We start from the raw sequence: 13617 nt of genomic DNA on the forward strand, positions 1-13617 counted from the left end.
TGCGCCAATGCGCTTGAGGCAAGCCATACCGGCATTGCGCACTGGGTGTCAGCGCGGCACAGTGAAGACGGCGCCCGTGACGCGTGGAACAGCAGGGAGCAAGGACGGCGAAACACCGCCCGGGTTGCAAGAGCCTACGTGCTGCACTCACCTTCAGTTTAGCCTGAACTTTTCTCATGCCGGTTCCTGTGGAGCGGCCACGCGTGCATCACGCGCGGCATCGATCTGCGGCTGGGCGAGCTGGCGCACCGCCAGCATGTGGGCGCACGGCCCGCGCCGCAGCTTGTTCTGCTGGAAGAAGTTGCAGGTGCACTGGCCGTCCTGCAGCCGCTCGTCGGCGTCGAGCACGAGCCGCGGCTGGTGCTCGCGGCGGCCTTCCTTGACGCTGCCGCCGACGGTCAGGCCCGCCCCCCGCGGCGCCACCTCGTCCACCCGCACCAGCCGCTTCTTCACGAGTTCCAGCGCCTGCGCTTCCTCGGGGCTCGCGAACCGCAGGTGCTCGAGCGGCAACGGCTCGCGCGACAGCTCGCGCCAGGCGTACTGGCCGGCGGGCAAGTCGAACACGGCTCGGCCGGCCTGCACCCAGCCTTGCAAGGCGGCGGCCACGTCGGCCCCGGGCAATGCGGTGGCCTTTGCCAGTTCCGCGGGGGTGGCCACCCACGCCCGTTGCAGCGCCTCGGCCACGGAGACCTTGGCCGCATCACGCACGTCGTGGCGGGTCTGCAGCAGGTCGAAACGGCCCGCCGCCGACCAGTCGTTCGCCGTCCAGCCCGAGAGGCCCAGCGTGACGGTGATGTCGTCCATCTCGACGACCCAGAAGCTCGGCATGCCGGAGCCCAGCAGATGGACACGAACCCGCGTGGCCACGGCGATCAGGCGTTCGAGGGTCAGCAGCCGGCGGCGGCCCCAGAGCCGGATGCTGCGGGGTTCGGTGAGTGGCGCTCCCACGATGGCACTGCGCCGCGTGACGAGTTCGAGGTTCCACGGCTCGAACACGATGCGGGCCGGTTGGCCCGGCTGCAGCTCGAACCGCAGCGACCGCGGGCCCGCGCGTTCGCGGTGCTGCCGCAACGTGGCGCAGAGGTTGTGCAGGTCCATCGGGTGCAGTTCCACCACCGTGGCCGGCAGCATCATCGCGCTCGACACCTGCAGGAAACCGCGCACCCAGCTGTCGGGCAGGTCGATCTTTTCCTCGTGGAACGCCGGGTCGTCGCCGGTGGCCGCCGTGAACCCGGACGGGTCCACCTGGAACCGCGTGGCCTTGTAGTCGCGGATCTTCTGGAACTCCTCGAACAGGCTCACCGAGTAGTCGATGTTCGTGGTGCCACACGCCATCTCGCCGGTGCGGTCGAACACGCCGTGGCCCACGCTGACCGCGCAGTACGTGGATTCGTCCTGGCTGAAGGCCTCGAACAGCAGCCGCTCGGGATGCACCGTGATGACCGGGTCGAGCACGTACCAGGCGTCGCGGTTGGCCTGGTACAGCCAGTCGAAGTAGCGCCGCTGGGCCTTGTAGAAGGGCTCGAGCAGCGACCGCTTCCGCTGCCGCAGTGCCCCGAGTTCCTCGCTGGCCTTGGCCGCTTCCGCCCGCACGGCTTCGGCCTCCGACATGTATTGCGCGAGCAGCTGGCCCTCGTTGGCTTCCAACCACTGGCGGTAGGCAGACTTGTCGCGCCCGCGGTAGCGCTGGTCGCTCACCACCACCGCGTGCAGCGCCGACAGTGCTTCGCGGAACGCCAGGTGGGACCCCGCGCGCAGCTGCCCCTCGAAAAACGTGGGCGGGCGCAGCGTGTCGGGCGCGAAGCTGAAGGCCTGCGCCGTGTCGCTGTTGTCGGTGGTGGTCTTGCCGTAGTACTGGTAGCGGAATTGCATGGCGATCCGGTCAGGTCGTGGAGGCCGGCACGGCCGGGGCTTTCCACACGAGGAACGGCAGGTCGATCTGCGGGTGGCGGGCCGCGATGTCGCGCAGGCCCGCGATGAACTGCGGCTTGTCGGTGAGGCTGGCCGTGACCACCTGGCGCGCGAAGATCTCGGCCACCACGGCGGCCGTCTCGGGCGCCTCGGTGTGCGCGCGCAAGAAGGCGATGACCCGCGACTTCGCCGTGCGCCCGCGCTGCACCTGGCTCAGCACCGCGAGGAAGTACGGCTTCAGCGCGCGCAGCCGCGCGGCGAGCGCCTGTGCGTCGCCGGCCGGCAGCTCCAGCAGCCACTGCGTGACGAACAACTGCACCTGCGGGCTCGGGTGCTGGCTCAGCCGCGTGAGGCACAGGCTGGCTTCCGCCGCATCCATGCGCCGCACGAGGCGCTGGCGGCCGAGGGCCTGTACCCAGTCGCGCGGGTGGTCCACCCACGCGATCAGCAGTTCGGTGGTCAACGAGGCATCGGGCAGGCGCTCGCCGAACCACGACGAGGCCGCGGCGCGGGCGTCGTCGAACTCGGCGTCGGCGAGCGGCAGCAAGTGGGCCGACTGCTCGGGCGTGGGTGGCCAGGCCGCGGTGAGCGTCGCGTCGATCGCCTGCAGCGCCCATGTGCGCACGGTGACGTGGGTGTGCCGTGCGAGCGTGGCCTGTTGCCGCACGCTGTAGTCGGCCGGCGACAGGTCCGCGAGCGCCCACGCGCCGTAGCGCTGTGCCCCGGCGCTCTGCGCCTGCAGCGCGCGCCACACGCTGGCCGGGTCGCGGCCAGGTGCCACCGCCACGAGCATCTGCGTGAGCCACTGCAACGCGTCGTCGTGCACCCCCTCGCCCGTCTCGGCACGGAACAGCGCGGCGTGCAGGCGTTCGGCGAGGGTCGCGGCAAACACCGGGTCGGCCTCGGCCATGCGTCGCAACGCCGGCGCCACCGCCGCACGCACCACGGCGTCGGGCTGCAGTGCCAGGTCGGCCAGCAGGTCCGCCTGCGTGCGCAGCACCTCGTCAGGCAGGGACGCCAGCAGCCGCACGCCACATGCGCGGCGAAGCGGGTCGTCCGACCCCAGCAGGCGGGTCAGCGTGGCTGGCGGCAGCACCGCCAGGCCGTGGGGTTGCAGCAGCAGCCAGGTCACCGCGAGGTCCACCACCGGCGTGGCGGCTTGTTCCAGCAGGCACAGCACCGGTTCCACCGGCGCGCGGGCGGCAGGCTCGGCGAGCGACGTGGTCAACAGCTGGGCGATCTGCCCGCACGCGGTGTCGAGCGCCGGCGCGGCAGGGTCCACTGCGAGCAGCGCCGCGGCCAGTTCCGCGAACAGCGGCACCGGCGGCGACAGCAACGCGAGGCCACGCCCCTGCCGGCGCACCGGCCCGTGTTCGGCCAACATCATCGCAACGACCAGCGGCACGTGGACGGCAAACGCAGCCGGGTCGCCCGCGAGGTGCAACAGGCCGAAATCGCGCGCCGCGGGCAGCGGGCTGGTCACCAGCAGCCGCAGCCACGGCACCTGGGCCGCGGGTTCCGGGGCGAGTTCGATGCGCCCACGCACAGCCGCGAACCCGACCGAAGCCGTGGGTGCGTACGGGCTGAGCAACAACGATGAGAGCACGGCCTCGGGTTGCTGCTGCACGAAGGCCGAGTGGTCCTGCAACGCGCGGGCGGCGACGGCATGCACCAGCGCGCTCCGGCTGAACATCGCGAGTTGCAGCAGCGCACCAGGGTGCTGGTCCCACATCGCGCGCAGGCCGTCGACCCGATCGGCCGCAGCCTTCGACTCATCGAGCGGCTCGCCGGTCCACCAGCGGGTGCCTCGTGCGGACGTGTGCACCCCGTCGAGCCCGCCCAGCAGCAGCTTCGGCACCAGCAGCCAGCCCGCGCTGCGGGCGTAGTGGCGCAGCACCGGTGTGTAGCGCCCGTTGACCAGCTGCCACCGCGTTTCCTCGCGTGCGTCCGGCAGTTCGGCATCGTCCAGCCCCAGCAGCAGGTGCACTGCGAGCGCCGGGGCGGCCGGGTGGCCCACGCTGCTCAGGCGGCGCAGGTGGCGCCAGCCGCGCAGGCGGAAGTAGTTGCGCGTGCGCGGACCATAGGCCGTGCCCGCCTTGCCACCTCGTCGCCGCACGCCGGCCGACGAGACACGCGGATTCGCCGATGTGTTCTCGAACCGCGCGTGGAGCAGGCCCAGCACCTCGGCGTCGTCGCGCACCTCGGCGGCCTTGTACAGGTAACGCACGCCCTGGAACACCTCGGGCACCAGCGGCAGCCGGGCGAGCAGCGCCAGCAGCGCGGTGCGGGCATCGGCCCGCGCGAACGCGAGGTCATAGGCATCGAGCAGGCGCTGGGCGCCGTCCGGGCCGCCGAATGCGGCCTCCGTGTCGGCCTCGCCGCCGGGCAGGGCATCGGCGCGCAGCGTGGCGGCATGGGCCTCGCGCGCGTCGGCGTCGAGCAGCAGCAGCCACGCCTGGTGCGCCGCGCGGCGCGTGGCCGGGCTGCGGCCGCGTTCGCGCAACACCCGCATGGCCTCGGTGGCGCCGGGATCGCGCAGGCGGCCGATGGCCACGGCGAGGCACAGGTCCAGCAGGTCGTCGCCCGTTTCCAGCAACTCGACGAGGCGCGGCACGAGCGCCACCAGCGCGGGCGGTGGTGGCGAACCACTGCACTCCGCCACACGCCACGCGGTGCGGGCCTGGCGGGTGGGCGATTCGAGTTTCCAGCGCGAGGGCGAGAACCGCGCCGCCAGGGCGGCGAGGTGCGGACTGGCAGCCTCCGCCGCCGCGGGCGCAGTGGCGCTGGCGACTGGCAGAGGGGGTGACACCAGCCCGTCGAAACCCTCCGACCGCTCGAGCGATTCGCCGGCGGCCAGGCGGCGTTGAAGGAAATCCCGTGCGCGGCGATGGGCTTCCTCGACGGTGCATGGCATGGGCGTCAGCGACGACTCGCGCACCTCGATCAAGGCACCGCCCGTGCGGCGGCCTTGCCGAACGGTGACCACGCAGTGCGCTGCCACATCGGCCCCGGGCCGAACCGGCAGGTCCAGCGCGACGATCTCCACCGTGCATTCGTGCGCGGGCGCACGTTGGCGAACGAGTGTCGCAAACGCGATCTTCCTCAAGTGACTCCCTCCCAGGACCAGCGGACCGCGGCACCCTCACCGCCAGTCGGATTCTGGCACGGGTCGCGGCCACGCCGCGCCGTGGTGGACTCGCTCGCTACGGAGTTCGGTCTTCCCCTGGCAAGGCCGCGACAGAAGGCAAGCAAGCGAAGCGAGCAACGCCCCGAACCGCGAACGCCAGGAGAGCGAGCGAAGCGAAGCGAAAGATCAAGCTACCGCCGAGCCCGGGTCCCCCGGGCGACCGCGGGCGCCCCCCACGGGGGGGCAGGAGCAAAGCGACGTGGGGCGGCCTCATCTTTTACTGAGCCACCACGCCACATTGACCTGGATGTTCTCCAGCAGCCGCACGGTGGCCGTGGCCTGGTTGGACACCAGCGCGAGCGATTGCTGCACGAGGTTGACCTCCTGGTCGACATACTTCGACAGGGTATTGGCGTGGCGGAACTGCCCCATCTCCTGGGCGAGTTCGGCAAGACCATCGACCCACAGCGCGTGCAGCGACATCCACTGCTTGGCGATGGCGTGTGTCATCGCCGCGCCCTGGGTGGCCGCAGTGCCGTCGAGTGCCATCGCGGGCAGCGCCGCGGCGGCCTGGGCAGCGTTGGCGGACTGGCTGACGAGCAGGTGCCCGGCCAGCGACTGCAGCGACCAGGCCCGCGCCGCGGGCACCAGCGGCAGCGGCGACTGGACGAGGCGGAGCTGCGCGAGCGGCAGGTCTTCCGGGCGGGCGACGGCGGAATCCGTCATCGAGGCATTCACACGGCGCATCGGCGGTTCTCCTTCATTGGCCAAGCCGCTGCAGCATCCGGTGGAGGGTGCGGATCTGCGGCGCCTTCTGCGAGTAGTAGTCCGGGGCGCTGTAGCCCCACCAGTCCCAGCACCCTTCAGGGTTCTGGATGCGGCCGTCGTCGATGCCCTCGACCTGCGGGTACAGCACGACGATGCCGTTGGTGTCGGCCATCTCGTTGTAGCCGGTGGTGGTCATGTAGCGGTTGCCGTACGGCGGGTCACTCGCCCGGTCGGGCCGGCCGTAGGTGAGGTCGACGTAGTTGTAGCCCTGCTTGCAGCCGTGCAGCGCCACGTGCACACGGGGCTTGACCTTGCCCTCCTCCACCGCCTTCGGCACGTAGGCGTACCCGTACGGGCTGAAGCAGCAGGTGCCCTCGTCGCCGAAGAACTCGGCCTGGTCGAAGCGCACGAGGCGGCCCGACAGCCGATCGGCCGGTGCCTGCAGCTTGCGGTGCAAGTGCCGCAGGATGGTCCAGCTCTGCATCTCGCTTGGGGCCCCCTCGGGCCACTGGTTCAGGTACGGCGGGCAGTTGGCTGCCAGCGCGTTGTCCTCGAGGTTCGTGGTGATCAGTGCGTGGCCGGCAGGCTGGTCGCCCACGAAGGCCAGGTTGGCCCCGGTGACACCGAGCTTGCGATAGAACTGCTCGGTGGTGCGCACCACCGACGACTGCACCACCTGGTCCTTCGTGCCCGTGAAGATGTAGAGCCGGTGGTCCTTCACGTGTTCGAGCGGGTCGATGTCACCCCGCTGGGCCGTGGCCCGTGCCGCGGTCAGCAGGCGCTCGGGATCGGGGCCGGCCTGGGGGATCAGCGGGTTCATGCAGATGAACAGCGCACCCTGCACGTAGGCATCGCCCGCGAGCACGGCCCCCGCACGGAACGACTCGGCACAGCGGTAGGGGCCGCCAGCCACCACGCCTGCGCCAACGAACATCGAGGAATGGGCCAGGTGCAGTTGTACCGCCATGAACGCGCCGGACGACAAGCCCGACACGGAACACTGGGTGAGATCGGCCTGGAGACCAGGCAGCGGCGCGGCGCGAGGGGGAAAGCTCGTGGACGACATCAGGACCTCCGTCAAGCAATCGACAGGGCGGCGATGCTGCAGTGCCGCAGAATTGCAGGCTACACGAACGCCTTGGCCACGTCGATGGGCGGTCGCAAAATCACCCGCCCTTCGATGACGAAGCGGTCGCGGCGCAGCGTGGTCATGCGCCTGCGAGCAGCGCCCGTGTGCCGGCCAGCGCGCGCCGCGCGCGGTCGACGGCGCCCATGGACCGCGCGAGCGTGTGCGTGGGCACCTCGACGCTGATCGGCAGGCCGGGCGGCAGTGCGTGGAGCAGGCCCCGCAGGTCGAGCCCGCCATCGCCCGGGAACAGGCGCTCGGCCCGCGCCTCGGCGAGGATGGCGTCCATCGTGTGCGGCACCTCGGCGGGCACGTCGCAGAACTGCATGAAGTGCAGGTGCACGGGCGGGATCGCGGCGATGTCGGCGATGCGGCTGCGCGACCGGCTCAGGTGGAACGGGTCGATCAGCACCCCGCCGTTGCGGCGCCCGGCAGCGGTGACGATGCGGGTGGCCTGCACCAGGTCTTTCGCATCGGTCCACGGCATGAATTCGAGGTTCGCGGTGAGGCCATGGCTGGCGGCAAGGTCGCAGAACGCGGCGAACCGGTCGGTGAGGCGCGATTCGTCGGGATCGTTGCCGGCCACGAGCAGCGCCCGCGCGCCCAGGTGGGCGGCGCAAGCGATGGTGGCCTCGAAGTCGGCCACGCGGGTCTCGGGCTTCAGCCGGAAGATCTCGACGTCGAGCACCGCCGTGCCGGTGTCGGCCAGGCGGCGTTCCACCTCGCGCCGCATCGGCGTGTCGCCGACCAGGTCGTACTGCGGTTCGGTAGGTGTGGCGGGAATCAGGCGGATGCCCACGTGCGAGAAACCTGCCTCGGCCGCACACGACACCATCTCGGGCGGTGTCAGTTCGAGCACGGTCAGGGCGGCCAGGGAGATCGGTCGGGTCATGGCGCGCAATCTATCGAAAACACATCGATCGGAGAAGGCACCAGGCGTGGGGGCGATGGACTTCGTGGCGAAACCCCCATGGTGCAAATGAGGCACCTTTTGGGGCTTGTTCGACAATTTATGCCTCTCTGAATCAGAAATGATTCACAGGGTCGCGCCATTGGCCGATAGCCAACCTGGAGGCGGGATCGCCTTCTCTCCCGACCTGAACAGACATCGCAGCGCCAGCGACGGCTGCATGCCCCCCCCCGAAGCGTCGCCCTTACCTTCCATCCCGGAGGCACCTTTGAGCGCCCTGCAGAACATCGAACCGGCCGCGCACACCACCAACGTTGCGTTGAGTGCTGCGCCCCGCCCCAAGGCTGGCACGCCTGCCCGCGAATACCTGACCTTCCGACTCGGCGAAGAGGAGTACGGCATCGACATCCTGAAGGTGCAGGAGATTCGCGGCTACGAGAACCCCACCCGCATTGCCAACGCACCTGCGTTCATCAAGGGCGTGCTCGACCTTCGTGGGCTGATCGTGCCGATCATCGACCTGCGTTTGCGCTTCTGCCTCGAGCATGCCGCCTATGACGCCCTCACGGTGACGGTCATCCTCAACGTCGCCGGCCGCGTGGTCGGCGCCGTTGTCGACTCGGTCAGCGACGTGGTCGAGCTCAAGGGCGAACACATCAAGCCGGCGCCGGAGTTCAACGCCGCAGTGGACGCGCGCTACATCACCGGCATCGGCACGATCGACCACGCCGCTCTGCAACGCATGCTGATCCTGGTCGACATCGAAGAAATCATGTGTCGCGCCGGCATGGGGCTCGCCGCGCAAACCTTGCAGTGAACCAGCCCGACTCTCATTTTCAAAGGATCGACAATGAACTTCCAGAACGCGACACTCGCGACCAAATTCACAGCAGCAGTGATTGTTTCCGCCGTTCTCCTGGTCGCGATGATCGGGATGGGCACATTCAGCATGAGCACCATCAAGCACCACCTGGACAAGGTTGCCGACGACCGCGTGCCCAAGGTCATCGCCGCGAAAGACATGATCATCAATCTTCGCACCGCGGGCGTCGCGGTACGCAACATTGCGTTGCTGAGTGACGAGGCCGGAATGAAGAAGGAGAAGGATCGCCTCGACCAGTTGCGACTGGACTTCGCCAAGCTGGAGAAGCAGCTGAGCGCGACGATCACCTCGGATGCCGGGAAAGCCGCGTTGGCCAAAGTCAGTTCGACCGCGTTGTCGATGATGGCCCCCTTGGACAAGGCGGTGTCGTTGGCCCTGGCGAACAAGAACGAGGAAGCGACCAAGGTGTTGATGGGCGAGGTACGGCCCGTGCAGGCCAAGGCGCTCGAAGCTGCAGAAGAACTGGCCAGCTACCAGTTGGCGCTCACGGACAAATCGCAAGCCGAAGCCGACCAAGCCTACAGCGCGGCCTTGATGGCGATGCTGATCGGCGGCGGCGTGACGGTCGTCTTCCTCTCGTTCGGCGGCTGGATGCTCGCGCGCTCGATCGTTCGCCAGCTGGGCGGCGAGCCGGCAAGGGCCACGGAGCTGGTGCGCAGCGTGGCCGCCGGCGACCTTGCCGTGCGCATCCACCTCAGAGAGGGCGACACGACCAGCCTGATGGCGCAACTCAAGGAAATGCAAACCAGCCTGGTGAAGGTGGTGTCGAACGTGCGCCAGAATTCGGAATCCGTGGCCACGGCATCGGCGCAGATTGCCCAGGGCAACAACGATCTGAGCCAGCGCACCGAGGAACAGGCGTCGGCCCTCGAAGAGACGGCAGCCTCGATGGAGGAACTCAGCTCCACCGTCAAGCAGAACGCGGACAACGCCAGACAAGCGAATCAGCTCGCGCTGGGCGCATCCACCGTGGCCATCAAGGGCGGCGAAGTCGTCGGCCAGGTGGTGGACACGATGAAAGGCATCAACGACAGCTCGAAGAAGATCGCCGACATCATCAGCGTCATCGACGGCATCGCGTTCCAGACCAACATCCTTGCGTTGAACGCGGCTGTCGAAGCGGCACGCGCCGGCGAACAGGGCCGCGGCTTCGCGGTGGTGGCCAGCGAGGTGCGCAACCTTGCGGGCCGTTCGGCCGAAGCGGCCAAGGAGATCAAGAGCCTGATCGTCGCCAGCGTGGAGCGCGTCGAACAAGGCACGGCACTGGTCGACCAGGCCGGCGCCACGATGACCGAAGTGGTCAGTTCGATCAAGCGCGTGACCGACATCGTGGGCGAGATCAGTGCGGCCAGCACCGAGCAGAGCGCAGGCGTTTCGCAGGTGGGCGAGGCGATCAACCAGATGGACCAGGTCACGCAGCAGAACGCAGCACTGGTCGAAGAGAGCGCCGCCGCTGCCGAGAGCCTGAAGGTGCAGGCACGGCAACTGGTGCAGGCGGTGGCGGTGTTCAAGCTGACGCAGGGCACACAGGCCTCCGTCTCGTCCGGCTTCGAGGCGGCAGCGTCCGTGGCCGGCAGCCCACGCAGCGTCGAGCGCCGCGGACCTGACCGCGCGAAGAACGTGATACGGCCGGCCTTTGGAAAGACCAAGCCGGTTGTGGCCCCCTCACTGCCTTCAACACCACCCGCCGGCGCGATTGCCGCGCGCAACGGTACCGACGACTGGGAAGGCTTTTGACGGACGCTCGGCGGTCCAGCGGGGCGTCAGAACGACAACAGCGAGTCGCCTGCCGGGAAGGTGACCGCGCCGCGGGCCGGGGTGGTGGACAGCCCGATCACCGGCATCGCGCGCAGCGACTGGTTGGCCAACGCCAGCGCGTCGCGTGTTCGGGTGAGTGCCACCTGCGCTTCGCGTTCGGCGAGCACGGCCGCCTCGAACGCGCGGGCGTTGGCCAGCACCGCCGCCGCGTGGGCCACGAAGGTGTCGAGGTGGGCCATCTGGAACGCGGCCAGGCGTTCGCTGACCCGCACCACCAAGGCGCCCAGGGGGCCGTCGTCATGGGCCATGAGCGGCAACGTGAAGATGCTGGTGTGCCCCCCCTGCTCGACAAACGTGCCCTCACCTTCGGTGCCGAGCCACACCTGGACGTGCTCGGCGCCGCAGTCGACGAGGGCGCGGGCGATGGCGTCGCGAGCGCCGGCCACCGTGCGGTGCCGGGCGATCTCGGCCATGGCGCGCGGAAATTCGCCCGTTTTCATGGGCGCGGGCCCGAAGGCGTGTAAAGCATGCGGAGTCTCAGTGGGAACACGGTCGGTGCAAAACACCGCACCGGTGCCCACTTTACGCAATGACGATGCGGAAACGGGTCGGCTTTGCATTGCGTTACCAACACGTCCGGCCGGAAGGGGCCGGACGCACGGTCAAGGCGCGCTGACCACCGCCGGGCCGTACACGGCCGACTCCGTGCGTACACCCAGGCCCTGGCGGAACGTGCCGGGGTCGAACCCTTCGGCCGCATGCAGTGCATCCATCACGGCCTTGGCCGCGGTCATGGCACGGGCGTCCGCCCATTCCACCACCGTCATCAGGTTGAAGCCCTCGGCATCGGCCGGGCGCATCAGCGCGTGCGCCTGCCGGCAGCCGGGCTGCGCGCGCAGGCGGGCCTGGTTGCGTTCGACCTGGGCGAGCAAGGGGCCCATCGCCGCAGCGGGCACGGCAAGGCGGTCGATGCGGAACACGCTGGCGGAATCGTGGGACATGGATGACAGTGCCTGGTGAAAGCGCGGCACGAGACCGCAGGAACTGCAGTCTGGAACCTCAAGTCCCCTTGAGGTCAAGCGGTTGGTCAGTCGATGGGCGGCAGGAACCGCCGCAGGTCGCTTCCACCCACGGGTTTGGTGAGCAGGAAGTCGATGCCGGCGATTTCAGCCTCGTCGCGGTCGGCGGCGGCCGAACTGCCGGTGACCGCGATGATGACCAACTGGGTGCCCACCCGCTGGCGCAACTGGCGCGCCACCTCGCTGCCGCGGATGCCTGGGAGGCCCAGGTCGAGCAGCACGCAGTCGGGGGAGAAGTGGTCGAGCAGGCCGATGGCGGCCTCGCCGGAACTGGCGCCCTGCACGAGGTACCCGTCGGATTCGAGCAACATGGCGAGCGTGTCGCGCACGTCGGCATCGTCCTCGACGATCAACACTCGCACCTCTTCATTGGTGGCGGACATGGACATGGCACCCCGGAAACCTTGTCGAGCGCCCATTTTAAGGGGTCCGGGCCCACCGGGGTGCTCGAGGGACCCCCGGAGCGCCCGTCAGCGGGGGCGGCGCCGCCAGAGACGCTGGAGCAGCTGGCCGGCACCGAACAGCACGACCCACGGCAACGCCGCGAACTCGAACATCAGGATCAGGCCGAACACCCAGCCGAGCGCATCGCTGCCGAGGACCTTGGCCAGCATCAGCATGCTGACGGGGAACCCGAGTGCCACCGCGGTCACGAGCACCGCCGTGCCGCCGTGGTGGCGTTCCAGGTGATTGACGGACATGGGCGCCGCCGTCAGGCGGGAAGGCTGGACTCGCATGGCACAACGCTTTCGAACAGGGAGATCAAGGTCCCCATTGTTCGAATCCACTGATTCACGCCAATTGCGTCGGAGGGGTCCCCATGTTTCATTTGTTGCCGACGGAACAGTGGCCCGTCAGCCCTTCGCGCGCGCCCGGCCCCGCGGCGCAGGTGCAAACGACTGGAACGCCTCCGCCAACCCCAGCACACGGCCCGCGTCGGCCGCCTGGTATCCGGGCAAGCCGTCCACCGCGGCCTGGAATACCGGCCCGCGCAGGATGGTCAGCAACTCCTGCACGTCGTCGCGCTCCAGGCTGCGTTCGTCGCACAGCAGGAAGTAGCGCTCGCGGTGGCTCGGGATGAAGTCGAGCTTGAACTGGCGGGCCGGGGTTTCCACGCCATACGCCGCGTCGGCCATGCCGCTGGCCACGAAGGCCGCCACCGCGGCATGCGTGTACTCGCACTGCTCGAACCCCGAGATGCGCGCCGGCGCCACCTTGGCCTGTTGCAGCAGCAAGTCGAGCAGCAGCCGGGTGCCGGAGCCGGGCTGGCGGTTGATGAACCGCACGCCGGGCCGGGCCAGGTCCCTCGGTTCGTAGATCTTCTTCGGGTTGCCGGGGGCCACCATCAACCCCTGGCTGCGCACGGCCACATGGATCAGCCGGTAAGCCCGCGCGGTGAGCCAGGGCCGGTAGTGGTCCACCACGGCGGGTTCGAATTCACCGATGGGCACCGCGAACCCGGCCAGCTCGCACACCTGGTTGTTCAGTGCGGCCACCGCCTCCACGCTGCCGCAGTACCGGAACTCGTGTGGCACCCTCGACCCCAGCAGCCGGCTGCGCAACGCCTCGACGGCAAACCCGTGGTTCGCATGGATGCGCAGCAGCGGCGCGCTGGGCGAGCTGACTTTCTCGATCTCGGCCTCCAGTTCCGACGCGAGCGAATCCAGCACCGGCGACAGCCGGGCGCGGATGCGCCGGTCGGCCCAGACGAGCTTGCCCCCGAGCGGGGTCAGCACCGATCCCTTGCCCCGCGACTTCACCAGCAACGGGGCGCCCATGAGCTGGTCGCCTTGCCGGATCAGTTGCCACGCGTGCCGGTACGACACATTGGCCGCCTGGCAGGCCGCGAGCAGGCTGCCGTGTTCGTGCACCCCCACCAGCAGGTCGACGAGGCGCTGCGCGAGGGCGCTGCCGTCGGGGCCGATGATGCTCCATTGCGGGTGGATCGTGACTTTGTGCATGGTTCGCTTGTGCTGTGCACAGCCGATGAACTGCGCGTTGGGGCGCTTATTGTGCGCGTCACCGATGGTCGCTACAGTCGGGCGATCCTTATGC

The 13617-nt window shown here is 69.2% G+C and carries 12 protein-coding genes; 2 read left to right on the top strand and 10 right to left on the bottom strand.

What is annotated here, in order from left to right; all coding sequences use genetic code 11:
* Window positions 1–174: 174 nt before the first annotated feature.
* The 5 genes from ASC87_RS26565 to ASC87_RS26585 all read right to left on the bottom strand — a co-directional run bounded on the left by ASC87_RS26565 (window position 175) and on the right by ASC87_RS26585 (window position 7824).
* Window positions 175–1872: an SWIM zinc finger family protein gene (locus ASC87_RS26565; protein WP_056670146.1), complete on the bottom strand. Its 1698-nt coding sequence runs from the start codon at window positions 1870–1872 to the stop codon at window positions 175–177.
* Window positions 1873–1882: 10 nt separating this feature from the next.
* Window positions 1883–5017, bottom strand: coding sequence for a hypothetical protein (locus tag ASC87_RS26570; protein ID WP_157604382.1), 3135 nt, complete (start codon window positions 5015–5017; stop codon window positions 1883–1885).
* 291 nt (window positions 5018–5308) lie between these two features.
* Entirely contained in the window at window positions 5309–5785 is a 477-nt protein-coding gene (locus ASC87_RS26575; protein WP_056670152.1) for a hypothetical protein, read from the bottom strand.
* Between the two features lie 13 nt (window positions 5786–5798).
* Window positions 5799–6872 (bottom strand): poly(3-hydroxybutyrate) depolymerase, encoded by a 1074-nt coding sequence (locus ASC87_RS26580; protein WP_235582309.1) that lies wholly within the window; start codon window positions 6870–6872, stop codon window positions 5799–5801.
* Between the two features lie 142 nt (window positions 6873–7014).
* On the bottom strand, window positions 7015–7824 hold the full coding sequence (locus ASC87_RS26585; RefSeq protein ID WP_056670154.1) for a sugar phosphate isomerase/epimerase: 810 nt from the start codon (window positions 7822–7824) through the stop codon (window positions 7015–7017).
* A gap of 286 nt (window positions 7825–8110) precedes the next feature.
* On the opposite strand from ASC87_RS26585, the gene ASC87_RS26590 reads away from it, so the two are divergent.
* Both ASC87_RS26590 and ASC87_RS33630 read left to right on the top strand, forming a co-directional pair.
* The gene (locus tag ASC87_RS26590) at window positions 8111–8659 is read left to right on the top strand and encodes a chemotaxis protein CheW (RefSeq protein WP_369820797.1); all 549 of its coding nucleotides are present in this window, start codon (window positions 8111–8113) and stop codon (window positions 8657–8659) included.
* A 33-nt stretch (window positions 8660–8692) separates the two neighbouring features.
* Window positions 8693–10462 carry a methyl-accepting chemotaxis protein gene (locus tag ASC87_RS33630; RefSeq protein WP_056670158.1) on the top strand — a complete coding sequence of 590 codons (1770 nt, stop codon included), beginning with the start codon at window positions 8693–8695 and terminating at the stop codon, window positions 10460–10462.
* A 26-nt stretch (window positions 10463–10488) separates the two neighbouring features.
* Here the strand turns inward: ASC87_RS33630 and ASC87_RS26600 are convergent, their stop codons facing one another.
* The 5 genes from ASC87_RS26600 to ASC87_RS26620 form a co-directional block, all read right to left on the bottom strand.
* Window positions 10489–10983, bottom strand: a complete 495-nt coding sequence (locus ASC87_RS26600) for a hypothetical protein (protein WP_157604383.1) — start codon at window positions 10981–10983, stop codon at window positions 10489–10491.
* A gap of 162 nt (window positions 10984–11145) precedes the next feature.
* Entirely contained in the window at window positions 11146–11484 is a 339-nt protein-coding gene (locus ASC87_RS26605) for a hypothetical protein (protein WP_056670164.1), read from the bottom strand.
* Between the two features lie 86 nt (window positions 11485–11570).
* Entirely contained in the window at window positions 11571–11945 is a 375-nt protein-coding gene (locus ASC87_RS26610) for a response regulator (protein ID WP_162255212.1), read from the bottom strand.
* Window positions 11946–12032: 87 nt separating this feature from the next.
* A complete protein-coding gene (locus ASC87_RS26615) occupies window positions 12033–12263 on the bottom strand; it encodes a hypothetical protein (RefSeq protein WP_056670168.1) in 231 nt (76 codons plus the stop codon).
* 153 nt (window positions 12264–12416) lie between these two features.
* Window positions 12417–13523, bottom strand: coding sequence for a substrate-binding domain-containing protein (locus ASC87_RS26620; protein WP_056670170.1), 1107 nt, complete (start codon window positions 13521–13523; stop codon window positions 12417–12419).
* Window positions 13524–13617: the final 94 nt, after the last annotated feature.

Source organism: Rhizobacter sp. Root1221, from assembly GCF_001425785.1.
Classification (GTDB): domain Bacteria; phylum Pseudomonadota; class Gammaproteobacteria; order Burkholderiales; family Burkholderiaceae_C; genus Rhizobacter.

Coding starts and splice junctions, on each gene's coding strand:
- ASC87_RS26565 (WP_056670146.1), bottom strand. CDS start 1,872: ATGCAATTCCGCTACCAGTACTACGGCAAGACCACCACCGACAACAGC.
- ASC87_RS26575 (WP_056670152.1), bottom strand. CDS start 5,785: ATGCGCCGTGTGAATGCCTCGATGACGGATTCCGCCGTCGCCCGCCCG.
- ASC87_RS26580 (WP_235582309.1), bottom strand. CDS start 6,872: ATGTCGTCCACGAGCTTTCCCCCTCGCGCCGCGCCGCTGCCTGGTCTC.
- ASC87_RS26585 (WP_056670154.1), bottom strand. CDS start 7,824: ATGACCCGACCGATCTCCCTGGCCGCCCTGACCGTGCTCGAACTGACA.
- ASC87_RS33630 (WP_056670158.1), top strand. CDS start 8,693: ATGAACTTCCAGAACGCGACACTCGCGACCAAATTCACAGCAGCAGTG.
- ASC87_RS26600 (WP_157604383.1), bottom strand. CDS start 10,983: ATGAAAACGGGCGAATTTCCGCGCGCCATGGCCGAGATCGCCCGGCAC.
- ASC87_RS26605 (WP_056670164.1), bottom strand. CDS start 11,484: ATGTCCCACGATTCCGCCAGCGTGTTCCGCATCGACCGCCTTGCCGTG.
- ASC87_RS26610 (WP_162255212.1), bottom strand. CDS start 11,945: ATGTCCGCCACCAATGAAGAGGTGCGAGTGTTGATCGTCGAGGACGAT.
- ASC87_RS26615 (WP_056670168.1), bottom strand. CDS start 12,263: ATGTCCGTCAATCACCTGGAACGCCACCACGGCGGCACGGCGGTGCTC.
- ASC87_RS26620 (WP_056670170.1), bottom strand. CDS start 13,523: ATGCACAAAGTCACGATCCACCCGCAATGGAGCATCATCGGCCCCGAC.